Consider the following 23,698-nt stretch of genomic DNA (forward strand, 5'->3'; position numbering starts at 1 on the left):
TTTTGGGATTATCCGAAGTCATAAGGTAAATTAGTGTTAAATAATAAAAAGTATAGTCTATAAAAACTCACAGGAAATATGAAAAAAATATTGTTAGTTATAGCTTTTGTAGTCGTTAGTGCTACAGCGACATTTGCCCAACAACTTGCATATGCTGATTCAGAATATATCCTAAAACATATTCCTGAATATACGACTGCGCAGAAACAGTTAGATGATTTGTCTAAGCAATGGCAGGAAGAGGTGGATCAGAAGTATGCGGAGATCGAGAAGCTATATCAGGCTTATCAAAAGGACCAGGTTTTATTAAATGAAGATATGCGTCGTCGTCGTGAGGATGAAATCGTGACAAGGGAAAAAGAAGTTAAAGATTATCAGAAACAAAAGTTTGGATTTGAGGGTGACCTTTTTAAAAGACGCGCTCAATTAATGAAACCAATCCAAGATCGTGTAGCAAAAGCAATCCAAGACGTTGCATCTGCACAGGGAATTGATTTCATTATGGACAAGGGTAATGAGTCAACTTTTCTCTATGCCAATCCAAAATTGAATAAAAGTAATGATGTCATTACAAAATTAGGATATAAACCTAATCCGAGTCTTGCAAACTAAGCGGGAGTTTATTATCATTGTGGACACAAATAGTAATAGTAGTAATTAATTAGAAAACTAAAAGATTGCCATAAAGATGGCTCATTAGATTAAAATGAAAAGCATGAAAAATTTATTAAAGGGTGCGGTTGCTTTAGTGGCAGTATTTTTCTCAACTCAATTCGCAAATGCGCAGCAAAAAATTGGTCATATCAATTTTGCTGAAATTATTCAGTCTACAGCTGAATTTAAAGCAGCTGAAGGACAGTTGAAAACATTGAGCGATGGTAAAACCAAAGAAATTCAAGATATGGTTACCATCTATCAAACAAAACAAAAAGATGCAAACGATAAATTGCGTAACAGAAGTGAAGCAAATAAAGAAACTGTTGATCCAGAAATCAACAAAATAGGTCAAGAATTACAAGATATCCAAGCGCGTATTCAAACAGCACAACAAGCTGCTCAAGAAGACTTAAACAAAAAAGAAGAAGAATTAATTGCACCTATACACAGAAAAGTTGGTGAAGCTGTAAATGCTGTTTCTAAAGAAAAAGGCATGGCTTATGTATTTGATATTTCAAGCACAAATATTCCTTATTTCCAAGGTGGAGAAGACTTAACTGCTGCAGTAAAAACGAAATTAGGTATTTCAGCTACAGCTACTCCTGCTGCTCCAGCAAGAAAATAAGCTAGTATACAAGGCAATAAAAAAGGGATTATCGATAGCGATAATCCCTTTTTTATTGCCTATCTATTTTCCCAATGGCAAGTGAATCGCAATCAGCGTACAGCGCCGACAGCACCAAATACGCTCCGGTTCTACAGCCAAAAGAATAAGGTAAACTCAAAAGCTTATCGAATCAGTCAAATTATAGTGTAAATAAAAATCTGCTGCTTGATTTTCTTGCATTTACCAGCTAAATTGTAGATATTGGTTCGGAAAACAAACATATCTACCCTAATGAAAACTTCATGGTCCCAAATTTGTTCATTAACTGACGAATATAAGGTACCTAAGAACGCTTCGTCGTTAAAATGATTTTATTCGCATGAAAAAGAAAGTTATTGAGGATAATCCTAAAAAAGAAAGAAAGGTAACTTCCGGTCCTATTCGCGACAAGGAACGCACCAAGGCGCGAATGATCGCTGCTGTCGGAAAGGTAATTCAGAAAAAAGGATACCATGCATTGAATGGGCCTAATATTGCTTTGGAATGTGGACTGAACAAAGCATTAATATGGAATTATTTTGGCGGTCTCGATCAACTGGTAGAAGCTTACCTGACACAAAAAGATTTTTGGCAAATCGGAGACAAAGGTGTATTGGAGCAAATGATCACAAATCCGGGTTCCATCAGTATCTCCTTGATAGAAGAATTGCTTAAATCTCAATTTAATACCTTTTTGAAGGATAAAACGAAGCAAAAAGTCATTCATTGGGGCCTAGGCGAAAAGACGAAAGCGCTTAAAAATATAGCCGACAGAAGAGAATTGCTCGGCGAAGAACTATTTAAACATGTCGATTCAAAATTCGAAAACTCCGAAAACGACCTTAGAGCGACGTTGGCGATCTTAGTCAGTTCAATTTATTATTTGAGCCTTCAGGCAAAGTCCACGGGCAGTACCTTTTGCGGTATTGATGTAAACACCGAAGCGGGAAAAGAACGGATTCAGAAAACGATGCGTAAAATATTAGAACAGACATTTTCTGATGTTGAGCTGTAGTCTACTCAGATACAACTAGAGAAAACGTCCAAAAAGAAACAATTTCTTCTTGGACGTTTTTCATTACAGCCTTTATTCGCCATTATTACGGCCTATATGGGCCGTTAAAAATTTCCAATAAATTATCATCTTAGGTCTTCATTTATAATTTATTTTTACTATGTTAGCATAACAAAATAATATAGTATATTTGTTTATAACCAAGATCCAAGCATATGATAGGTCAACTAATATTTGCGGTTTGTTTCGCTGTAGCATTGTTTCTTTTCAGCAAAAATGCACAACAGATATATCGGAATATCAAGCTGGGCAGGCCGGCAGATCGTTCAGACAAACCTGCGGAGCGTTGGAAAATGATGCTCCTTGTCGCCTTTGGACAAAAGAAAATGTTCAAGCGAATTTTCCCCGCAGTCCTACATTTATTTGTATACCTCGGATTTGTCATCATCAACATTGAAATGTTGGAAATTGTCATAGACGGGCTTTTTGGCACACATCGCATCTTTTCATTTCTAGGAAGTTTTTATAATTTTTTGATTGGTGCATTTGAATGGCTTGCTCTTGGTGTACTGGTATCCTGTGTTATCTTTTTAATTCGAAGAAATATTGCTAAAGTAGCTCGATTAAATAGTGTAGAATTGAAACATTGGCCAAAGACGGATGCTAATATTATTTTAATCACAGAGATTCTTTTAATGTCAGCTTTCCTGCTGATGAACGCTTCTGATCTTAAATTACAACTCTATGGCTTTGAACATTTTAAATCGGTAGGTTCCTTTCCTGTAAGCCACTATCTTCTTCCATACCTTCCAACTTCGACGGAGGCCTTATTTTTAATCGAGCGTTCCTGTTGGTGGTTTCATATCCTAGGTGTACTTGCTTTCTTGAACTACCTCCCCTATTCTAAGCATCTTCATATTATTTTGGCTTTTCCGAACACTTATTTTTCTAATCTGAACGCGAAAGGCAAACTATCGAATATGCCGGCTGTGACCAACGAGGTAAAGGCAATGCTTGATCCGAGTTTCACTCCACCTGCAGCAGATGCGAATGCGCGCTTTGGAGCCAAAGACGTCCAGGATTTAACCTGGAAGAGCCTATTGGATGCATATACCTGTACTGAATGTGGACGTTGTACATCCTCTTGCCCTGCAAATATGACAGGAAAGTTATTATCCCCGCGAAAAATCATGATGGATACACGGGATCGACTGACTGAAGTCGGTACGAATATCAAAACAAATGGAAGCTTTCAGGATGACGGAAAATCTCTCATTGACACGTACATCAGTCGAGAAGAGTTGTGGGCCTGCACAAGCTGTAATGCATGTGTAGAACAATGCCCGGTTAATATTAATCCTTTGGATATTATTATTGAGCTACGCCGCTTTGCTGTTATGGAAGAATCACAAGCTCCTGCGAGTATTAACAATATGTTTGGAAATATTGAGAACAATGGCGCCCCATGGAAATATGCACAATTGGACCGCGCTAATTGGACTCAACAACAATAGTTTTATGATGGAAAATGAATTAAAAGTTCCCACAGTTGCAGAACTGTTGGCCAAAGGAGAAACTCCTGATATACTATTTTGGGTGGGTTGTGCAGGGAGTTTTGACGAACGTGCACAGAAAATTACGCGCGATATCTGCAGAATATTACAACATGTCGGTTTAAAATATGCCATCTTAGGTACAGAAGAAAGTTGTACGGGTGATCCTGCCAAAAGAAGTGGAAACGAATTCCTATTTCAAATGCAGGCCATGATGAACATCGAAGTACTCAATGGCTACGAAATCAAAAAAATAGTAACGGCTTGCCCACACTGTTTCAATACATTGAAAAATGAGTATCCATCCCTAGGTGGCAACTATGAGGTCATTCATCATACACAATTGATCCAAAACCTGATCGATGAAGGAAAATTAAAACCAGCGGATAAAAACGTATTCAAAGGAAAGAAGATAACGTATCATGATCCTTGTTATCTTGGTCGTGCAAATGAGGTCTATGAGGCACCGAGAAAAGTATTGGAAAGCTTGGATGCCCAGTTGATCGAACTGAAGCGTTGTAAGAGCAATGGACTTTGCTGCGGTGCTGGCGGCGGACAAATGTTCAAAGAACCAGAGCCTGGAGCAAAAGACATTAACATCGAACGTATCGAAGAAGTCATCGATGCACAGCCTCAAGTTGTCGCTGCAGCATGTCCTTTCTGTATGACGATGTTAAAAGATGGCGTGAAGATTAAGGAAAAAGAATCAGAGATAGAAGTACTCGATATTGCCGAAATCACTGCTCGGGCAAATCAGTTGTAAAAAACATTATTGTACTACATAAAAGAGGCCCGATCATACGATCGGGCCTTTTTGTGTAAGGAGAAGAATATCTCCTGTCCACGTGTAAATTAGGGAATCCCAAAGCCGGTTAAAATATAGGGGATTCCCCCGAATCGAAGATCAGCGTTGAATTTATGCTGACCAAACGACTCTAACATCTAGCCATAACAAAGGTACCACCTCTACTTCAATTGATTGTTGTTCATTTCTTCCAAAATGTTGTTCAAAAATTATTTATTGAAAAAAAAATGATATTTATTTCCACCCATTCAACTATATAACAAACCTAAAAGCACCTTTCTAGTCGGCATAGATAGCACGTTCTTTATTTCATAAGTGGTCAATCTGTAATCGCTCATTACAATAGATTTATAATTCTGTCTGCCTTTTCCTTGCCGTAAAGTCGATAAATCACTTCTACAACACGTTGTTTGTGTATAAGCATAATTGATCCCTTTTAATGGTTTTAACAATGAGCCATCTACCGCGGTGCCTGTTGGAGGAAGATAACTTTGATCGTGGAGAGTATAGAATGAGATATTTGGATCCACAGAATAGCTTAGCCCCAAACTTGGCGTTAAGTCCGTTCATATAGGCTTGGGTAGAAAAAATCGCGTAGCTGTTTGAATCATAGACCAGATGACGATCAAGAATATCTTTATCTTTCCTATTCGCTGCATTTACCCAAAACAACTTTCCATCATATCCACTACGGATATAGGCTAACTTGGCAGTCAAAAGCCAATTGTCTTCCAATCGATTCTGAAGGGTAAGAAAAGCATTATGATCATTTCCAACAAATGGGCGAGCGATAAGAATGCTATTAGTCAGGAATAGGAGCGGGTTTAAGATAGCATAAGAATTACTGAGGTCCTAAATTTCATTCTTCTCAATCCATTTTGGAACCAGTGGTGCTTCATATTGTTGCATCTTCTCGATCAGCTCTTCAATCCTATCAGCGACCAATAACATTGCTCGATTTTCCTGCTTAAGTAGCCCCTCTTCGACCATGTGATCAATAAATTGAATTAGATGATTATAAAATCCATTGATGTTTAATAAGCCAACTGGCTTTTTATGTAAACCCAATTGAGCCCATGTAATCATTTCAAAAAGTTCTTCCAAGGTACCAAAACCGCCCGGCAGAGCAATAACCCCTTCGGCGTAATCGCTCATAATTCGTTTACGATCATGCATGGTATCTACAGTAATCAGCTTTGTTACACCCCTATGCTCTCTTTCTTTCGAATTCAAAAAATCGGGAATCACACCTATTACTTCACCTCCGTGTGCAAGAGCTCCATTCGCAACAGCCCCCATTAGGCCAACCCTTCCGCCACCATAAACCAAACGGATACCATATTCAGCCAAAACCTTTCCCACATAGGAGGCTTGCTCTTCATACACGGCCGAATTTCCTAAACTGGAAGCACAAAAAATAACAATACTTTTAACTTTATTCATATACAAGTATAGCTAAAAATAAACGGATCAACTCTTTTTTATTGCTATCCTATCAGTCAGCCAAGATTTTATGCTCCTAAACACAAAAAAAACAACACGCTAATTATCAGACAAATAAAATCTAAACCTATTCATTATTTTCTCTCATAAATATAAATGTAAAAAAAACACTTAAAATAAATAACACATTTAATATCTTTGATTTACCGATCTTTTTCATACATAACGGCTAACCAGACAAGCTCATCAGATCTTGTTAATAACAAATGATAATTTCAGTCCATATGATCTTTAAAAACAAATTTTTGCACAGTGCTCTCTTAAGCTTATTTAGTCTAGCGCTATCTGCTCAAACAACTCCTCAATTAAATTATTTCGATTTAAGCGAGGTAAGGTTATTACCTGGTATTTTTAAACATGCTGAAGATCTGGACATCAATTATTTATTGGAAATGGACCCGGACCGATTGCTGGCTCCATTTTTACGCGAAGCCAATTTACCACTTAAAAAAGACTCATATACCAATTGGGAAAATACAGGATTAGATGGTCATATCGGAGGTCATTATCTCTCAGCGCTTGCTCATATGTATGCCGCCACCGGAGACCTACGCATCAAGGAACGCCTAGACTATATGCTCAGCAACTTGAAACGTTGTCAGGATGCAAACGGAAATGGATACATTGGCGGAGTACCTGGGGGTAAAATTATTTGGACAGAGATTCAACAAGGCCGGATCAACGCCGGTAGCTTTAACTTGAATGGAAAATGGGTACCGCTATATAATATACACAAAACGTATGCTGGCCTGCGAGATGCCTACTTGTTGACAGGCAATGAATCTGCGAAAGACATGCTTATTCAGATGACTGATTGGGCGCTTAAGTTGGTTGGTCAACTTTCCGAAGCTCAAATACAGGAGATGTTACGAAGTGAACACGGTGGACTGAACGAAACATTTGCTGATGTCGCTGCAATTACCCAAAATCAGACTTATCTCGAGCTGGCTCGTAAATTCAGTCATCAATCCATACTTGAGCCCTTATTAGCACATCAAGACAATTTAACAGGATTGCACGCAAATACACAAATTCCAAAAGTTCTCGGTTTTAAACGCATCGCCGACCTTTCCCACAACGAAAAATGGGCTGAGGCTGTTCGGTACTTTTGGGATAATGTTGTCGAACATCGCTCGATTGCTATTGGTGGAAATAGTGTGAGTGAGCATTTTAACCCAACAGACGATTTTTCAAAAATGTTATACAGCATTGAGGGACCTGAAACCTGCAATACGTACAATATGTTACGGCTCACAAAAATGCTCTACCAAACCGATCCGCAAGGAAAATACCTCGATTTTTATGAACGTGCTCTTTATAACCACATCTTATCGACACAACATCCCGAACATGGTGGATTAGTTTATTTCACACAAATCCGTCCGGGGCATTATCGCGTTTATTCACAAACACAGACAAGTATGTGGTGCTGCGTTGGATCAGGGATGGAAAACCACGCCAAATATGGTGAAATGATCTATGCAAAACGCAACAATGACTTATTCGTCAATTTGTTTATTCCTTCACGCTTGGATTGGAAAGAGAAAAACACCGAAGTCATTCAAGAAACGAGCTTTCCGAAAGAAGCTAACACAAGCATTCAAATCAACCCAAAAAAACCGACTTCATTCAGCTTGTTTATTCGTAAACCCAACTGGCTGACCGCAGCTCCCCATGTATTGATCAATGGAAAGCCCTACCACAATTTCAGTTCAACAAATGAGCATATCCAAATCAAACGTACATGGCGAAAGGGTGATATCGTCAGTCTTGAATTGCCTATGGGGATACATACTGAGCAGTTGCCTGATAAAAGCAATTATTATAGTATTTTATATGGACCTCTTGTTTTGGGTGCCCGTACTGGACAGGAAGATCTTTTGGGACTTCAAGCCGATGACAGCCGAATGGGGCACATTGCATCGGGAAAACAAATCCCTTTAAGTGATCTCCCAATTCTTAAAGCTGAGCCGAACAATATTCCGGCACTTGTAAAACCAATAGCATCAAAGCCCTTACACTTTACGCTCTCAGACCTTTATTTGGGAAAAAAAGGTATTCAAATGGAAATAGAACCCTTTTTCGGTATTCATGATTCCCGTTATATGATTTATTGGCCTCAAGCAACAGAAAAGGAATTACAGGCGCTACAGGAAAAAATGAGCGCCGACGAAACGGAAAGCTTAGCGCTAGCTGCCAAAACAGTCGATAAGGTCGTCGCTGGAGAGCAACAGCCTGAATCAGATCACTTTTTTCGCGAGCAAAATAGCAATGCTGGGGCATTCGGCGATACACACTGGCGCGATACAAAAGACTGGTTTAGTTATGTGATGAAAATAACGCCCGAGACCCAACTGATAGCAATCAAATTGCTGGCAGACAACTCATCAAGGGTAACAGAGGTTATGGTCGATGGTAAAACCATCAGCACACTGGAAGACAAGGATGAGAAGTCAACCATTAAAACAATACGTATACAGCTTCCCAGTGATGGTACAGGTAAAACCAAAATAGAACTAAAAATTAAGGCCGGGGCAGGATCTACAAGCCACAAGATCCTAGAAATCCGAACTCTTCGTCCTGACTAATGGATCTATAAAGTAAACTCCATTAGTCAGGAGTCATTTCCTTCGCCTGGAGTAATTCAATTGATCAAGACTGGGGCAGGATCTACAAGCCACAAGATCCTAGAAATCCGAACTCTTCGTCCTGACTAATGGATCTATAAAGTAAACTCCATTAGTCAGGAGTCATTTCCTTCGACTGGAGTAATTCAATTGATCAAGACTGGGGCAGGATCTACAAGCCACAAGATCCTAGAAGTTCGAACACTTCGTCCTGACTAATGGAAGCTTTGAGAAAGTTTCCACTAGTCACAAGTGATTCACTTAGTCTTGATAACTGAATTAATCAAGAACAATTCAGTTAGTCAGAAGAGCGCAGTTGTTTTATTTTCCGATTAAAACAACTGCGCCATCCGGTTGTAATGTCAATTTGATGGTCTTTGTTTTGGAAAGTCGAATTTGTTTCTGTTTTGATTCCCGGGCGATATTATCGTCGATTAGTTGGACCGCATCCGTACTCAACATGGGCAAATTCACCGATACAATCTTTTCTTTGCCCTCGGCATTTATACCCGCTACATACCATGTATCGCCCTTTCTCCGGGCAAGTATGACATATTTACCAGGATAACCATCAATAAAAATTGTTTCGTCCCAAGTTGTAGGTACCTGTTTCATAAAATCAATCACATGGGTTGGCATTTCCTGTAAATTATTGGGTGTCAATCCAAAATTTTGCACTGGAGTCTGAAATAAAATCGCTGTTGCCAATTGAAATGTTTCTGTCGTTTTGCGAATAGTACCACCGTTATTCTCACGGTTATGACGTTTGTTCAGCAAAACTGGACCAAAATCCATTGCCGCCACGGCATTGCGAATAAATGGATGTAAAGTCGCATTAAAGGCCTCCGTATCATTTGCATGTTGTGTGAAAATCAAGTTTTCGGAGGCCAATACAGCTTCGCTACCCACGAAATTCGGATACATACGCTCCCAACCCCGCGGTAAAGTACATCCATGAAATATAACTGTTAATCCATAATCATTTGCGTCCGAAAGAATATCTTCGTAAAGCTTAAGTGTTTCCTGTTTATCACCTCCAAAAAAATCAACTTTAATTCCTTTAATGCCTACACCCTGCATCCATTGCATCTCGGCTTTACGTGCGATCGAAGTATTCATTTTATTTTTTGGTGTTTGTGGTGCGTCATTCCAGAATCCGTTCGAATTGTACCACAAGCAAATACCTACGCCCCGCTCCTTTCCATAAGCCACCAATTGTTCAATTTTTTCATGGCCGATCTTAGTATCCCACCAATTGTCGATCAATACAAATTCATAACCCATTGAAGCTGACAGATCAATAAACTTCTTTTGGTCTTCAAAATTAATACTGCCATCTTGCCATTCTAACCAGCTCCATGTCGATCGTCCGAATTCATATTTCTTCGACGCCGGATATTGCGGCTCAACAACATCAAAAGGAATGGTCGTCTCCACAATGGGTTTTAGACTGCTTCCGATAGTCAGTGTGCGCCAAGGTGTATAACCGGGTAATGACATTGTGGGCGCGGCACGTCCAATGCCATTGTTCTCCCCTTCTTCCGGGAAAGCAATACTATAAAGACCATCCTTGGTACCTTCGCTTAACTTGGATGCACAATAAGCACTTGATACACCAGTTTCCGAAACAAGTACCCATCCACGATCCCCAACACGAAAGAGCGCAGGAAAAGTATATCCAACACCATACTTCGAAGGTACCCCTAAGACCTGATCTGCCTGATATTCCTCTTCATAACTTGGCTTTGTTTTCATCCAGCCTATCATCGGGGAAGCTTGGGCCGTTAAAAATGTTGTTGTAATGAGTGGAAATTTAAAACCACTCTCCTCCTTTATTAAGGCAAAGTTCGCCGGCTCGCCCGCCTGAGGCACATAATATCGGAAGGCTATATTGTTGTTGCTAACGCGGAAAGTAACCTCAACCTGTTGCTTTGAAGCATTCTCCAACAAATAACGCAATTCATTCGCTTTATACGCTACCTGACTACGCTTGATTTTTGATTCGTTATAATTAGTCAAAATTTCAGCTCTTTTTTCTACTATTGGATGCAAATTATCACTTAAATTTATCGTCTTACTTTGGAGCCCAAGCGGCGAAGCTTCCAGCATCGTTTTCCCTTCCAGTATAACCTCATAAAATAGATTGCCGTTTTTCAGATCCAAATTAACGGTCAAAGTTCCATCAGGACTAGATACCGATGTCTGCTGCGCCACAGCAATTGTACCCAATAAAGACATGATACATACCAGAACATAAGGTTTTAATAGTAAACGTCTAAAATAGCGCGTATAATTGTGATTTAACATAGATTAATTCAAATAGTAGGTTAGTTTTTCTGTTAAAGATAAGGTTTTATTTTAATAAATGTATAAAAAACACTTATTAAACAATACGCCCCTTATCCAACAATTGATACCACTATCTAAGGAATAATTGCCTTCTGATCAGGGAGGCAGCCTCCCCGCCTTTTCTTGCCTTATGGAAAGATATAGAAAACAAAAATGTGTTATAATTGTAAAGAAGTAGTGACATTTATTTTTACGAATTTAACACGTATTAAACTATGAATCTAATTATGAACATGATAGCAATTGCAAGTATAGCAACGGCTTCCTTAGCTCCATCGTCAGCTAAATCACGATTATTGCTCGAGCAAAAGAACCAAAACATTGCGCTGATATTAAAAAAACAGAGCTTAAAACGTAATTATGTGGGAACCGACTCGCTATTACAATACTTTAACCAAACAACTGCTGACCTTGAAAAGCAGGTTGCGGGGTTAAGCGAAGCGCAGCTCCAATTTAAACCAGCGCCTGACAAATGGTCTATCAGTCAATGCCTTGAACATATCATTCGTTCAGAACGAATGATATTTGACATGGCAAAAAAAGGTCTGGATCAAGATCCACAACCTGAAAGGCGGAAAGAGATCAAGATGACCGACGACAATCTCAAGAATGCACTCACAGACAGGAGTCACAAATATCAGGCACCCAAGGAACTCCAGCCGGAGGGAATTTATAAAAATGTGAAAACGGCACTCGCTGATTTCAATGCCGCGCGTCAGCCAGTACTTGATTATATCAAAAAAGCTGATGCAGAAGATCTTAGAAATCATGTCAGCGACTCCCCTACCGGCCCTATTGATGGTTATCAAGCCCTGATGTTTATCGCTGCACATTGTGCACGTCATACCAAACAGATCGCTGAAATAAAAGCCGATCCCAATTTTCCAAAACAATAGAAAGATGAAGAAATTGACCTATCAAATTAAGATTGATGCTCCTGTGTCGCGAGTTTTTAAAACAATGCTCGATAAAGAAACGTACAAACAATGGACCAGTGCGTTCAATCCGAGTTCTGATTTCGAAGGCGTTTGGGAAAAGGGACAAAGAATTCATTTTACCGGCGTCAATGAAAATGGTGAAAAAGGCGGGATGGTAGCAGAGATTGCTGAATATATTCCAAATTCATATGTATCTATTCGCCACCTTGGCATCTTAGATAAGGGCCAGGAAATTTTATCCGGACCAACTGTTGAAGATTGGGCAGGAGCGTTAGAAAACTATACTTTTTCAGACATCGGTGGACATACTGAATTGCAAGTAGATGTCGATACAAACGACGAGTACATCGATTATTTTAATGAAGCTTGGCCGGCGGCCTTGCAGCTTTTAAAAGACTTGAGTGAAACTAATAAGTTAAATTAGGGGCTTAATGATTAAGCCTCCTCAGACTGTTCAAAAACATATTGACTCAATAAAAAAGGGGATCTAAAAATCCCCTTTCTTATGTTTTTGCTTTATCCACTTAAGCAAACTTCATAAAGTCAACTGTCTTAAAATATGTCTTTTATATTTTAGTATTAGTTTACTTTCTTTTTGAAGTGAATATCAAAAATATTGTAATACTTTAACGTACTATAATCCTTGAGACTCATGAAGTCATAGGTAAGTGGATAATTAAAGATGTTTTCCGTCTGACTCACATAAAGAAGCATATCGCGGAGTGCCGTCCCAATGGCCTGGGCTCCTTTTGGATACTGAATAAAACTATTCTTTCCGCCACCACGATAGTAGATCAGCAGATTACTACAATCCAGAACTTTGGTATCTATATCATCCAGTGCTTTCTTTTCCAGTATTTTGTCTATGGCTGTATTGAGCCTTGCCCGTGTTGAATCAGTTTCTCCCATCAAAATCATATGAGTACCATACGTCACCGAAGCAAGTACATAGGGAGAATAGCCGGCTTTGGTCAAAACCGCAACCTCCGATTCGGGGTAGGCGTCAAAATATTCCGTGTGATCAATATAAATAGTTAGCCTATTGAGATTGCCTATCCGAAGGGTACTATTGGGTTTACTGATCGTCGTGGAATCGGCATGTCTTACAAGGGATAAGGCCTTCTTTACATCCTTCGAATTACCAAGAAATCCCTGTATTTCGGCATAATCTTCAAAAGTGCTGGAGGAGAAATTCATGCTGCTTGCCTGTTTCGATTTTTCAAACTTATTGGCATAAGCAAGGCCATTCGCATAGCTGGGTTCAAAAAAACCCATATCTACGGAGAAATCGTTATAAGATAAAAAATGAAATTTAACTTTTTTTGCTTTTGCTTCCAGGCTTTCTAGCCGCGGACCATCAAGGGTATCTTTGAGGCTCCAAAGTCCGCCCAGAAAAACCTTTTCATCAATATAGTCATCAGCGAACAGTTTATTCATCTGAAACTCTACTTTTCGAATTTCATACTTATCTGGCGGAACAGTTGGTTTATTTTTGGTTGTATCCGTGGGGACCACTTCCGGGGGCTCTATCATTGGCTCGATGGGATCTTTTGTACAACTTAGCCATACCAGTGAGCTAAGAAGAAGTAAAAAATATCTAGTGTGCATATTAAAGTTCTTCGGTTTCAAATTTCGTTATCATCAAAAAGAGGGCTATTCGCACTTTTTTATCCGATAAATTAAATACAATAAGCTACGATAATGTTTTTTTACATCAATCCAACACATTACACCTCTTATGGAAATTTTTATAATTTAAATCACCTTTTCAAACTCCACACTATACATTTCTATTAGCGTTTGGAATCAGAACACAATCAAAAGATTGAGCTTTATGACCTATAAAAAGGTAGCTTCAGCGAGATAAAAAAGACAAGAATGTAATGCAACACAAATAAAAAAGCGGAGCTTATACTCCGCTTAAATTTATTCCTTTATAATACGGAAGAACTACCGGAATTCATAAAGCTAGCTCAAATCAACCAGTTATCCGCGCCATATTAAACACCCCAAAATGCTCTACACGCTTTGAAAAACGATCCACAACCACCATTTGTATAGGTCTCGGAAGTATGCGTGCCTACCAATTGCGCGGTATCATAATCGTAAAAGCTCAACACAAAAATACAATGTGTCAATTGACCTTCGCTTTCTTTGATCTCTTCGGTGACCTTCACGAAAGTGTTTGTTTTGGGAAGACGATAAGTAGTTGTTTTAGCATTGACATTTTCTTTCGGTGCTTTTTCAGTTGTCTTTGCAGAAGCAGCAGTAGATAGCAGAGCGACCGCGATCAGGCTCATCATTAGTTTTTTCATTGTTTTTAGATTTTTTTGTTAAACCATAGCATACTTTTTCGGTATGTTTTCATCCTATGGAAGTAAAAATAAAAACAGATTTAACTAATTTTTTGGTTATTTATTATTCGTAATCTTTCACTCATTATCCGTGGCTGTTAGCTTATTATTCGCGAAAAACATTTTATGTGAAACAGCTTCTTATACAATTAGATCCCTCTGATTTCAAACCAATTTCAATGAAAAACAAGAGACATGGTATTGACTTAGCAGACATCCAAAACGACCGGGATTTGAGTTTTGTTGCTCAGAAGACTAACCAACATAAATTAGCGAGAACTATTAGTTATGACCTGATCTACTAAACTACACTGCCTTAACTAGGTAACAATACTAGAACTATACAGAACGTAGAAATTTTCAACAGATTTATAGCACTATTCTTCTACATTTTTCCTTGACCTATTTTCTTACACTAGGTTTGCGTAAAAAGTGCTATATCTGTACTTTATATGTAAGATATAGTCCGGAAAAAATAAACCTATTTTTTCCGGACTTAAACGCTGGCAAAAGGCCATACGAACGCAGTGTACTTCATATTTTTAATGGCTTGCAGATATTGATCTACATTTTCCAAAAGCGGATTATTTTCTGCTATTTTTACCACTTTTGGTTCTTCATAAAAATAAAAGAATCGCTCCGGAACAAATTGTACTGGGGGAACTTGATAGTATTTAATTTAATCATACTAGGGTATTGGTAGTTTCGCGGCAAGACAGCGTAAGGACAACAGTTGAAATAAAGGCAGACCATCAAATAATTATTAATGAAAATGTTAAGAAGGCTTCCACGGATAATTGTATCAGCCTAAAAGATCCAGAACTGATTTCATGGTTAAAGCATAAAAATTCGACATTTATTGATTTTTCATCCTTAACCATTATTTTGTTGATTTTATTGTTCATAAACCTATATTTGATAAGATCGTTCGTACACAATCTGAAATCAAAAAGAGCTGATAGATTCATTTGCTAACATGCGCCCATGCCGCACCAACAGAGGGATCTCAACTTGAGGAGCTTATTTTTTATTTGATAGGGAGAGTCGGTTAACCAGCCTTCCAATAAATTTTAATACGAACCTGGACTGATAATGAATTTTGAAAGACGCTCCTCCTAATGGACTAAGGTTACTAGGACTTGGTTTTAGCCCCGAAGCGTCACAAAAAATGCAACTATTAGGCGTTTTTAGTCTGTCTAGAACTAATTTAATAAATTTGACCACTAACCCTCAAAATTGGAAGATAATAGGGCAAGCTGGATTAAATATTATTCGTTTACATAAAAATGCCATTGAAGAATACTATAATAAATATTTATGTCTTTTTTATTTTATATTGTTATTATCACGTTAATCCTATATTCAAAAGGGAAAATGCCAGTAAGGCTATCGAAAAAAGAGCAGTATAATACTTGGGTTATTGAACACGGTCATACTGTTTTTAAATATGCAGTTAGACTACTGATAATTTATACTATTGTTTTAATTTTCATGAAGATCAATTTATAGCCTAAAATAGATTTAAAGATTCTTTTAATACTTTTGAAGTTTTTTCTAAAATTAAAGGGTGCCAATTTGTATACTTTATCTGTTTTCTTGGTATAATTTTAACAAAATCGCTATCATATCTAAAAAGATATTTTTTCTTTGAGTTATGATGAGACATCTTAATGAAATGTCCCCAATAGGATGGATATCCTTTATATATATTTACCTGTAAATAGATATCGTTCGCCTGATTTTTATCATCTAAATCCAGCTGAATTAGGGACTCCCTTTTTATTAAACTATCCAGCAAAAAAGAAATAAGGAAAACAAAAAGAAAAAACAGAAAATACATCAGGGGATTGAAATCAATGTTAATAGTTGTAACATTATTAACAAAGGATACGATTGCCGAGCCTCCTAATAACACCAACGTGAAGAGCAAGGAAATATTTTGAATAATTTTTATCCAAATAAACCAATAAGGCTTTATTATTATCAAATTTATCATATGCCTTGGATGTGATATATATTTTTGTTCATAAAAAAAGGAGACAACTATTAACTAGTGTCTCCTTAAGTGCCCAGGAGCAGATTCGAACTGCCACGCCCATGCGAGCGCCACCCCCTCAAGATGGTGCGTCTACCAATTTCGCCACCTGGGCTCATATTCACCTTTGGTATCACAAAAATAAAGATTTTTCGCTCTTTTACAAGTCGAAAATCGCTTTTTACAGCATTATTTTACTAAATTCCTATTGATCAAGGTTCTAATTACACCGTCGACAAGTCCAACCCGTGGAACAATGATTTGTTTTAGGCGGCCGTGCTTCATAATCGTCAGGAAAATCTCACTTGCTGGTATAATTACATCCGCACGATCTTCGTTCAAACCCAATAAAATGATACGCTCTTTCAAAGAAAAGGAAGATAAATGTTCATATACCGCTTTCAATTTGGCATAAGATAATGGTTTATCCAATTTTTCATTGGAAAGACGCGCAAGCTTATTAATATTTCCGCCAGTACCGATCCCAACCACTTGCTTATACATGTGGGTATTGCTTCGCACCCATTCTTTCAATTCATCCCAGGTTTCTGTCTTATCCTGATTGTCCAAAATACGGATCGTCCCTAAGTTGAAAGATCTAGAGTTTACCAAAACACCATTGGCGAATAACGACAATTCCGTACTACCACCACCAACATCAATGTAAAGATAAACTTTATCTTTCTCCATCTTATTATCCCAATGACTATTATAAATAATCTCAGCCTCTTTTGCCCCTTCGATAATATCGATGTTTATACCATTTTTCTTGACTTCCGCAACAATGTCGGCCCCATTTCGCGCATCACGCATGGCCGAAGTCGCACAGGCCATATAGTCCTCCACGTGATAAACATCCATCAACTCCCGAAAAGCCTTCATTGTTTTGATCAAACTCTCGGCTTTTCTTGGTGAAATTTCCTGATGAATAAATGCATCATCTCCCAAACGGAGTGGAACACGTAACAGTGTATTTTTCTTAAAATTATATTGATCTTTCTGTCCTATAATGTCAGCTATCAAAAGACGGACTGCATTGGAGCCTATATCTATTGCGGCGTATCTCACTTTATATACGATTTCATTAAATTACGCTAAAATAAACACAGTTATTAAAAACTATGTTATACAAATGTTAAGTTATCATTAATTTAACAAATAACAAACGATTATTACAGGGAATTCTTGCCAACACAATACCTAATATTGTCTTACAACAACTAAAATTCATGTTTGATCAAAAATATGACCTCATTTCCCGACAAAATTATCTCGCTGACAATCAACTGACTCAGGATCAGATAGCATATCCTGTCGAAACGCAGTACCTGGAACAAATCCATACAGAAAATCCATTATTGCCAGCAAAAAACTCATAAAAAAAGGAATATTCATTTTAATGAATACTCCTTTCCTTCTATTTACCTTATTTCTTAATGATGGTGTTCTTCAACTTTACCACCAGCTAATTTATAGATCTCTTCCACTTTTTTCAAAGACTCTTCCGAAAGATGAATAACGTCTTTGTTTGTATTGTGTTCTTCATGAGACAATCTTGTATTGATCTCACCTTGTTTTTCAACTACAAGTGCTAAAAATGCTTTATCGTTGAATGCAGCTGTACTGTCCGAACCAATTGAGGCAGGAACTTGAAATGCAGGCACACCACGTTGTGCATCGCCAACATGTAATTCTTTCGCTAAATTGTCCAATTCTGGCAATACTGTCGCGTAAGCTTCTTTAATCTTTGCAGCTACATTTTTCACCTCTGCTGAGGTAGATTGTTTTGCAGCTACATCGGCAAGGTTTACCAAGTAGTTTCCATTTTCGCCAACGAATTTAATCATTGCAAAGGCATCACCATCCGCCAAGGATGCATTAGAGTATTGACGCTGTCTATCTGCAGCTGTTTGACCACAAGATGCAAATAATGTACCCGCACAAGCCGCAACAATAAATAACTTATTAATCTTCATATCAATTTTGTTAATTATACAAAAGTAGATAAAATATATGTTCTCCGAAACCCTATCCGTGAAAAGAAAGAAAAATTACGCAACATTTCTTCCGGCATTCACCACGCCAAAGATTGTACGCGCGATTAACTTCGAATAATCTTCACGTTGTGCATCAGTCAGCTGATCCGAATTCAATGCACGAATAGCAAAATGTTGTATAACCAATAATGGTAGTACAATTCCCTCCCGCGCTAAAATCGATTCACGATCCACCGGATAATTCTCCATCAATTTTGAGGTTCCGCTCAATTTTAACAAATATTCTTTTGTTATCTGATACTCGGCATACAACGTTTTCCAAAAATCACCATAAATAGGATCATCTTTCATATATGCTGTAATATCAAAGTTTGACTTTGTCATCGACATCATACAGTTGTCGATCAATGTCTGGAAAAATCCCGATGAAACATATAATTGCTGTACATCCTTCCACAGGTTATTTTTTTCAGCCCATTGCAATGCTGTTCCAACACCATAAAACCCAGGGATATTTTGTTTCAGCTGGCTCCATGAGGTTACAAAACTAATCGCCCGCAAATCTTCCAATCGCAATTCACGGCCTGAATTACGTTTAACAGGCCTACTTGAAATATTGATTGACGATAATGCCTTCAATGGCGACATTGTCTCCAAATAAGGTAAAAACAATTCATTGGTTCGTAGATCCATAAACTTATGATGACTCAACTCCGCCAGTTTATCAATGATCTCCTGTTGATGCTTGGTTAAAGTATCGCCCACACGTTGTTTCAAATCTGAAATAATGCCGGCGTGCAAAAGTTGCTCAATATTAAATCGCGCCGTATCTAGGGAACCATACTGACTACTGATTGTTTGTCCCTGAATCGTCAACTGAATATGATCGTTGGCGATCTCTTTACCCATGGATGCGTAAAAACGTTGCGTTTTACCGCCACCACGTGCCGGAGGTCCGCCGCGGCCATCAAAAAATACCAGATCAACATCGTATTCGCGTGATATCGCCGTAAGTTCGATTTTTGCACGATAGATCGACCAGTTCGCCATCAGATATCCACCGTCTTTGGTACTATCTGAATAACCCAACATAATCGTCTGTTTGTTTCCTCTTCGTTTCAAATGTGCCTTGTACTCATTATTACTGTACAAGGTTTTCATCACGTCCGCTGCTCTCGTCAAATCGTCGACAGTCTCAAACAAGGGCACAAAATCGATCGTTAAAGCATCCTTCTTCCATCCAGACCATAAAAATAATTGACGCAGTCCCAAAATATCACTTGCTTGCTGGCAATTACTGATGATAAAGCGTTGTGCAGCTCGCTCAGAACCCGAGCGTTGAATCTCCTTTAATAATTTTATTACGCCGGATGTATCCTTCGTCAATGGATCTGCATCCTCTCCCACCGTTAGGTCAAGCTCTTTGAATTTTAATGCTTTTTGCTTATCATTTTCACCAAGCGCCAGATAATCCAATGGCATTCCAGTCTTTTCCTGGTTGTGTTGAATCAGATAATTGGTAGCCTCACGTAAAATGCGGCTGTCTTGTCTGATATCCAATGTGGTAAAGAAACAACCAAAAGTCATCACTTTACGGAGTAGATCATCAACGATCTCTACAAAAAGTCCATTGTGATATTCCTCCAGAACATTTTTGATTGCTTTGAGATTGGTGATAATATTATCGGTTTCATCCGCTGGATGTTCGACTGGATTAAAACTGTTGTCGTAGAACAATGTTTGCAGATTTTCCATATACTCCTCCACTCCTCGAAATGTGATACGTCGTCTAACAATACGGAAATCTCTATAATAACATCTAAACAAGATAGTACGTAACAATGCGGCAACTTTCTTGGTGCTCTCAACACTTACGTTAGGATTACCGTCTCGGTCACCCCCCGGCCAAAAGCCAAGCTCAATCAATTGTTTGACCTCTTCGGTATCGACATCCAATTCATCGTCAATGAAGGACTGAATTTCCGATGCCACCTTATAAAACACATTTTCCAAAAACCAAGCTAAGCTTGCAGCTTCATCAACTGGAGTAGGTTTATTTTTATTGATGAAAGGTGTTTTACCCAATTGCTGTAACAGTAGATGGATACTATGAATATCATTGGTCTTGATTGCATCAATAAGATCATTGATAATCCCTAATACCGGTCCCGGATAAAATTGAGTAGGATGTGCAGTCAATACAAGACGTACAGAAAAATCCTTCAATTTTGACACAATCTTACGACGCATATCGTCGCTACCTTCGGCATTTTTAATTAATGCCCCCAAGACGTTTTCATCGTCGCCGCGACCCACCATCTGAAATGACGAATCTTCGATCGCATCAAATAAAACAACCTGGCGCTCTATATATTGAACAAATCGAAACAACAAATCGATACGTTGTTCTTCCGAAGAAAATTCCTCATGTTGATCGAAGAAACTCTTTATGATTTCATCAGGAGTTAAATGCTGATCCACACCCTTTTCACATTGCTTTGCAAAAAATGGCAATAAAGTACCGGTATCTTTAACACGCTGAAATGGCAATGTTAAAAACAAACTTTTGAAAAGCTCAAAGCGTGTCAATACCTCGTCCTGAAAGACGGCTTCATTTTTACTTTGCTTCATATTTAAATCTTTGAAAGTGGTCAAGAGAGTTTAGGTGACTCTTGATATTCTGTAATGTCTCTGAAATTACCCTACGGAGCCAAATATAACAATATTATATTTAAACAAATAAAAAAATATAAATTAATCAAAAAAACTATTAAAATATTATAAACATACTAACAGAATTTAGTAATTTTTCATTTTTAACACATTAGTACTGCGTCGTATGGGAACAGAATTAGATCTTTACCCTTCGCTCATTCAGCCCCCATGCAAAAAGATCGTCTTTTGTGGGATAATATCCAACAAATGAACCTGCCATCATCAGCGCCGAAAAGAGTAAACATTGAAGAACAATTGTTTTTAATATGAAAAGCAATTTATCTAAGTTTGTACTATACACATTATGAAACAGACACAAGAAATAAAAAGTTTTTTCTATAGCCAATATTTTGCAGATGGACTCCGGATTACCATCGGATGTATCGTGCCTGTCCTAATCTTTGCAACCATCGGACAATTTACCAATGGAACGATTGTTTCTTTGGGAGCCCTTCTGGTGGGCCTATCGGATACACCCGGAGCGCCTAGCCATAGGAGAAAAGGAATGATTGCGGGAGCCATATTGACTACTTTAACTTTTATTCTGACTAATATCGTCAATCAAAATGTTTATCTATTAGCAATATTTATCGGCGCAGCATGCTTTATATTCGCGATGTTTGCTGTATTTAATGGTAGGGCTGCCAATGTCGGTCTCATGTGCATTCTGATGATGTTGATCCATGTGCAGATTCACTCCCCCTTTACTGAAGCCATCAACTATTTAGGTTTCTATACTTTAGGGGGGCTATGGTATATCGCCATTAGTCTCTCCATCACTCAGGTACGCCCCTACCGTTTGGCCGAACAGGAGCTATCTGAAACAATTCGTTATGTTGCGGATTATATTAGAATTAAAGCTAATTTCTATGATGCTAAAATTGATAATGACAAGAACTACCTTAAATTAATCGATAAACAGGTTGAAGTCAATCAGCATCAGGAAAACCTACGGGATGTATTGTTTCAAAGTAAACGATCGATAAAAGATACCACAAAGGTAGGCCGTTACTTAACCCTTGTTTTCAATGATATTGTCGATCTCTTTGAGCAAAGTATGGCGGCTCACTACGATTATAACACCATCAGTGAGCGCTTTGGTCCCACTGGCATCTTAGAAGATTTCAAAAATGTAATCTTAAAATACACCAATGAGCTGGATAATTTAGCATATCAACTCAATACAAATACACAGCCAAAACCATTATACGATTTCGATTCAGATCTCAGCCGCCTTCATGCCAAAATTGATCAGCTGGACAAAAACCAGCAATATAGCACTTTTGCTTTAAGAAAGGTATTGATCAATTTACGTGATCTGGTTCGTCGGATCAAAAATATCTATGGCTACTCGCATCTACAACCTGATGATGTCAAACGAAAAGAAATTGACGACGCGAAACGCTTTGTTCAAAGCTCTGCAATTGATTTTAAAAAGTTTCGGGAAAATCTTACCCTAAAATCCACCATATTTCGCCATGCCTGCCGTATGGCGATTGTCATGTCGGTTACTTATTATGTCTTCGAGGTCACCAATATCACAAACAATGTATACTGGATCCTGCTGACCATTATGGTCATCTTAAAACCTGGCTTTGGACTCACAAAAGAACGAAACATCCAGCGCCTCATCGGCACAACGATAGGTGGACTTATAGGTGCTCTTATTCTTTTAACCATCCATGACCCAACCATACTATTCGTTCTTTTGGTATTCTTTTTTTTGACAGCATATAGCTTATTCCGTGTCAATTATGTTATTGCAGTACTTTTTATGACACCGTATGTATTAATTATGCTGAGCTTTGTTAGCGCCAATACGCTGGATGTCACAAAAGAGCGCATACTGGACACCTTTATCGGCGGCATGATCGCTTTCCTATCCAGTTATATAATTTTTCCTAACTGGGAAAGCATGCAAGTCAAGGAATCCATGCGAAAACTGCTCATCGCCAACTATAATTATATCTTTCAGGCATTAAAAGAAATTGCAGGTCAAGCACCTTCTATCACGGATTACAAATTGACTCGCAAAGCTGTCTATGTTGAGACAGCCAATATGGGCTCCACATTCCAGCGTATGCTTACTGAACCCAAAAAGCGTCAAAAATATAGTAAGGAAGTCAATAAATTCGTCATATTCAACCATATTCTAGCCTCCTTTTCGGTGACATTGATGAACCATCTCGACGAAATGGACAACAATTATATTAATAAGGACCACGTAAGGGCAATCCGAAAAACATTGAGCTCCCTGGAGCAATCCATTCAGCTCCTACATTCCGAGGACAGCGTAAACGCGTTTGTTCCTTTAACAATCGAAATCCCCAACGATCAATTTGACAATACAGATATCAGTTCAGTCGATGGACAACTATTGACCGAACAGTTGGACTTTCTGAGTAAAATTGCACAGGACCTCCATAAAATAGTTCAAGATCTACACGCTAAAAGCACAGCAATGTCAGAAAATGAACTGCAAAAAGCTGTAAGCTGATTTATTC

At 38.3% G+C, this 23,698-nt stretch carries 19 protein-coding genes and 1 tRNA gene; 11 read left to right on the forward strand and 9 right to left on the reverse strand.

The genetic code is table 11. From position 1 onward, the window contains the following. The first annotated feature begins 78 nt into the window (after positions 1–78). The 5 genes from OK025_RS26080 to OK025_RS26100 all read left to right on the forward strand — a co-directional run bounded on the left by OK025_RS26080 (position 79) and on the right by OK025_RS26100 (position 4,634). Positions 79–612 carry an OmpH family outer membrane protein gene (locus OK025_RS26080; RefSeq protein ID WP_317667674.1) on the forward strand — a complete coding sequence of 178 codons (534 nt, stop codon included), beginning with the start codon at positions 79–81 and terminating at the stop codon, positions 610–612. Positions 613–715: 103 nt separating this feature from the next. Next, on the forward strand, positions 716–1,282 hold the full coding sequence (locus OK025_RS26085; RefSeq protein WP_317667675.1) for an OmpH family outer membrane protein: 567 nt from the start codon (positions 716–718) through the stop codon (positions 1,280–1,282). A 361-nt stretch (positions 1,283–1,643) separates the two neighbouring features. After that, complete coding sequence (locus OK025_RS26090; RefSeq protein ID WP_070569195.1) at positions 1,644–2,318, forward strand: TetR/AcrR family transcriptional regulator; 675 nt, start codon at positions 1,644–1,646, stop codon at positions 2,316–2,318. Positions 2,319–2,533: 215 nt separating this feature from the next. Beyond that, on the forward strand, positions 2,534–3,832 hold the full coding sequence (locus OK025_RS26095) for a 4Fe-4S dicluster domain-containing protein (RefSeq protein WP_317667676.1): 1,299 nt from the start codon (positions 2,534–2,536) through the stop codon (positions 3,830–3,832). Between the two features lie 7 nt (positions 3,833–3,839). Continuing rightward, entirely contained in the window at positions 3,840–4,634 is a 795-nt protein-coding gene (locus OK025_RS26100) for a (Fe-S)-binding protein (RefSeq protein WP_317669792.1), read from the forward strand. Positions 4,635–5,072: 438 nt separating this feature from the next. Here the strand turns inward: OK025_RS26100 and OK025_RS26105 are convergent, their stop codons facing one another. Together OK025_RS26105 and OK025_RS26110 are read right to left on the reverse strand one after the other, a co-directional pair. Next, positions 5,073–5,411 carry a hypothetical protein gene (locus OK025_RS26105; RefSeq protein WP_317667677.1) on the reverse strand — a complete coding sequence of 113 codons (339 nt, stop codon included), beginning with the start codon at positions 5,409–5,411 and terminating at the stop codon, positions 5,073–5,075. Between the two features lie 117 nt (positions 5,412–5,528). Next, positions 5,529–6,119 carry a TIGR00730 family Rossman fold protein gene (locus OK025_RS26110; RefSeq protein WP_317667678.1) on the reverse strand — a complete coding sequence of 197 codons (591 nt, stop codon included), beginning with the start codon at positions 6,117–6,119 and terminating at the stop codon, positions 5,529–5,531. Between the two features lie 284 nt (positions 6,120–6,403). Between OK025_RS26110 and OK025_RS26115 the strand changes: the two genes are divergently transcribed. Continuing rightward, positions 6,404–8,767 (forward strand): glycoside hydrolase family 127 protein, encoded by a 2,364-nt coding sequence (locus tag OK025_RS26115; protein ID WP_317667679.1) that lies wholly within the window; start codon positions 6,404–6,406, stop codon positions 8,765–8,767. 360 nt (positions 8,768–9,127) lie between these two features. Here OK025_RS26115 and OK025_RS26120 read toward each other — a convergent pair whose 3' ends face one another. Further along, complete coding sequence (locus tag OK025_RS26120; RefSeq protein ID WP_317667680.1) at positions 9,128–11,113, reverse strand: glycoside hydrolase family 97 protein; 1,986 nt, start codon at positions 11,111–11,113, stop codon at positions 9,128–9,130. 269 nt (positions 11,114–11,382) lie between these two features. Here OK025_RS26120 and OK025_RS26125 point away from each other — a divergent pair, with 269 nt between their 5' ends. Both OK025_RS26125 and OK025_RS26130 read left to right on the forward strand, forming a co-directional pair. After that, the gene (locus tag OK025_RS26125; protein ID WP_317667681.1) at positions 11,383–12,051 is read left to right on the forward strand and encodes a DinB family protein; all 669 of its coding nucleotides are present in this window, start codon (positions 11,383–11,385) and stop codon (positions 12,049–12,051) included. 4 nt (positions 12,052–12,055) lie between these two features. Then, positions 12,056–12,517, forward strand: coding sequence for an SRPBCC domain-containing protein (locus OK025_RS26130; protein WP_317667682.1), 462 nt, complete (start codon positions 12,056–12,058; stop codon positions 12,515–12,517). 155 nt (positions 12,518–12,672) lie between these two features. On the opposite strand, the gene OK025_RS26135 is transcribed toward OK025_RS26130, so the two are convergent. Beyond that, complete coding sequence (locus tag OK025_RS26135) at positions 12,673–13,626, reverse strand: hypothetical protein (protein WP_317667683.1); 954 nt, start codon at positions 13,624–13,626, stop codon at positions 12,673–12,675. Between the two features lie 467 nt (positions 13,627–14,093). Continuing rightward, a complete protein-coding gene (locus OK025_RS26140; RefSeq protein WP_317667684.1) occupies positions 14,094–14,408 on the reverse strand; it encodes a hypothetical protein in 315 nt (104 codons plus the stop codon). A gap of 218 nt (positions 14,409–14,626) precedes the next feature. Between OK025_RS26140 and OK025_RS26145 the strand changes: the two genes are divergently transcribed. Next, positions 14,627–14,752: a hypothetical protein gene (locus OK025_RS26145; RefSeq protein WP_317667685.1), complete on the forward strand. Its 126-nt coding sequence runs from the start codon at positions 14,627–14,629 to the stop codon at positions 14,750–14,752. Positions 14,753–16,513: 1,761 nt separating this feature from the next. Here the strand turns inward: OK025_RS26145 and OK025_RS26150 are convergent. Further along, positions 16,514–16,597: transfer RNA gene (locus OK025_RS26150), tRNA-Leu, on the reverse strand. Between the two features lie 74 nt (positions 16,598–16,671). Further along, a complete protein-coding gene (locus tag OK025_RS26155; protein WP_075991755.1) occupies positions 16,672–17,550 on the reverse strand; it encodes an exopolyphosphatase in 879 nt (292 codons plus the stop codon). Between the two features lie 161 nt (positions 17,551–17,711). On the opposite strand from OK025_RS26155, the gene OK025_RS26160 reads away from it, so the two are divergent. Next, a complete protein-coding gene (locus OK025_RS26160) occupies positions 17,712–17,861 on the forward strand; it encodes a hypothetical protein (RefSeq protein WP_317667686.1) in 150 nt (49 codons plus the stop codon). A gap of 54 nt (positions 17,862–17,915) precedes the next feature. Here OK025_RS26160 and OK025_RS26165 read toward each other — a convergent pair whose 3' ends face one another. Beyond that, a complete protein-coding gene (locus tag OK025_RS26165; RefSeq protein ID WP_070570475.1) occupies positions 17,916–18,458 on the reverse strand; it encodes a hypothetical protein in 543 nt (180 codons plus the stop codon). 75 nt (positions 18,459–18,533) lie between these two features. Continuing rightward, the gene (locus tag OK025_RS26170) at positions 18,534–21,110 is read right to left on the reverse strand and encodes a phosphoenolpyruvate carboxylase (protein WP_317667687.1); all 2,577 of its coding nucleotides are present in this window, start codon (positions 21,108–21,110) and stop codon (positions 18,534–18,536) included. A gap of 388 nt (positions 21,111–21,498) precedes the next feature. Here OK025_RS26170 and OK025_RS26175 point away from each other — a divergent pair, with 388 nt between their 5' ends. Beyond that, positions 21,499–23,691, forward strand: a complete 2,193-nt coding sequence (locus OK025_RS26175; RefSeq protein WP_317667688.1) for an FUSC family protein — start codon at positions 21,499–21,501, stop codon at positions 23,689–23,691. Positions 23,692–23,698: the final 7 nt, after the last annotated feature.

This window comes from Sphingobacterium sp. UGAL515B_05, from assembly GCF_033097525.1.
Lineage (GTDB): Bacteria > Bacteroidota > Bacteroidia > Sphingobacteriales > Sphingobacteriaceae > Sphingobacterium.

Coding starts and splice junctions, on each gene's coding strand:
- OK025_RS26080 (WP_317667674.1), top strand. CDS start 79: ATGAAAAAAATATTGTTAGTTATAGCTTTTGTAGTCGTTAGTGCTACA.
- OK025_RS26085 (WP_317667675.1), top strand. CDS start 716: ATGAAAAATTTATTAAAGGGTGCGGTTGCTTTAGTGGCAGTATTTTTC.
- OK025_RS26090 (WP_070569195.1), top strand. CDS start 1,644: ATGAAAAAGAAAGTTATTGAGGATAATCCTAAAAAAGAAAGAAAGGTA.
- OK025_RS26095 (WP_317667676.1), top strand. CDS start 2,534: ATGATAGGTCAACTAATATTTGCGGTTTGTTTCGCTGTAGCATTGTTT.
- OK025_RS26100 (WP_317669792.1), top strand. CDS start 3,840: ATGGAAAATGAATTAAAAGTTCCCACAGTTGCAGAACTGTTGGCCAAA.
- OK025_RS26110 (WP_317667678.1), bottom strand. CDS start 6,119: ATGAATAAAGTTAAAAGTATTGTTATTTTTTGTGCTTCCAGTTTAGGA.
- OK025_RS26115 (WP_317667679.1), top strand. CDS start 6,404: ATGATCTTTAAAAACAAATTTTTGCACAGTGCTCTCTTAAGCTTATTT.
- OK025_RS26120 (WP_317667680.1), bottom strand. CDS start 11,113: ATGTTAAATCACAATTATACGCGCTATTTTAGACGTTTACTATTAAAA.
- OK025_RS26125 (WP_317667681.1), top strand. CDS start 11,383: ATGAACATGATAGCAATTGCAAGTATAGCAACGGCTTCCTTAGCTCCA.
- OK025_RS26130 (WP_317667682.1), top strand. CDS start 12,056: ATGAAGAAATTGACCTATCAAATTAAGATTGATGCTCCTGTGTCGCGA.
- OK025_RS26135 (WP_317667683.1), bottom strand. CDS start 13,626: ATGATAGAGCCCCCGGAAGTGGTCCCCACGGATACAACCAAAAATAAA.
- OK025_RS26140 (WP_317667684.1), bottom strand. CDS start 14,408: ATGAAAAAACTAATGATGAGCCTGATCGCGGTCGCTCTGCTATCTACT.
- OK025_RS26145 (WP_317667685.1), top strand. CDS start 14,627: ATGAAAAACAAGAGACATGGTATTGACTTAGCAGACATCCAAAACGAC.
- OK025_RS26160 (WP_317667686.1), top strand. CDS start 17,712: ATGTTTGATCAAAAATATGACCTCATTTCCCGACAAAATTATCTCGCT.
- OK025_RS26165 (WP_070570475.1), bottom strand. CDS start 18,458: ATGAAGATTAATAAGTTATTTATTGTTGCGGCTTGTGCGGGTACATTA.
- OK025_RS26170 (WP_317667687.1), bottom strand. CDS start 21,110: ATGAAGCAAAGTAAAAATGAAGCCGTCTTTCAGGACGAGGTATTGACA.
- OK025_RS26175 (WP_317667688.1), top strand. CDS start 21,499: ATGAAACAGACACAAGAAATAAAAAGTTTTTTCTATAGCCAATATTTT.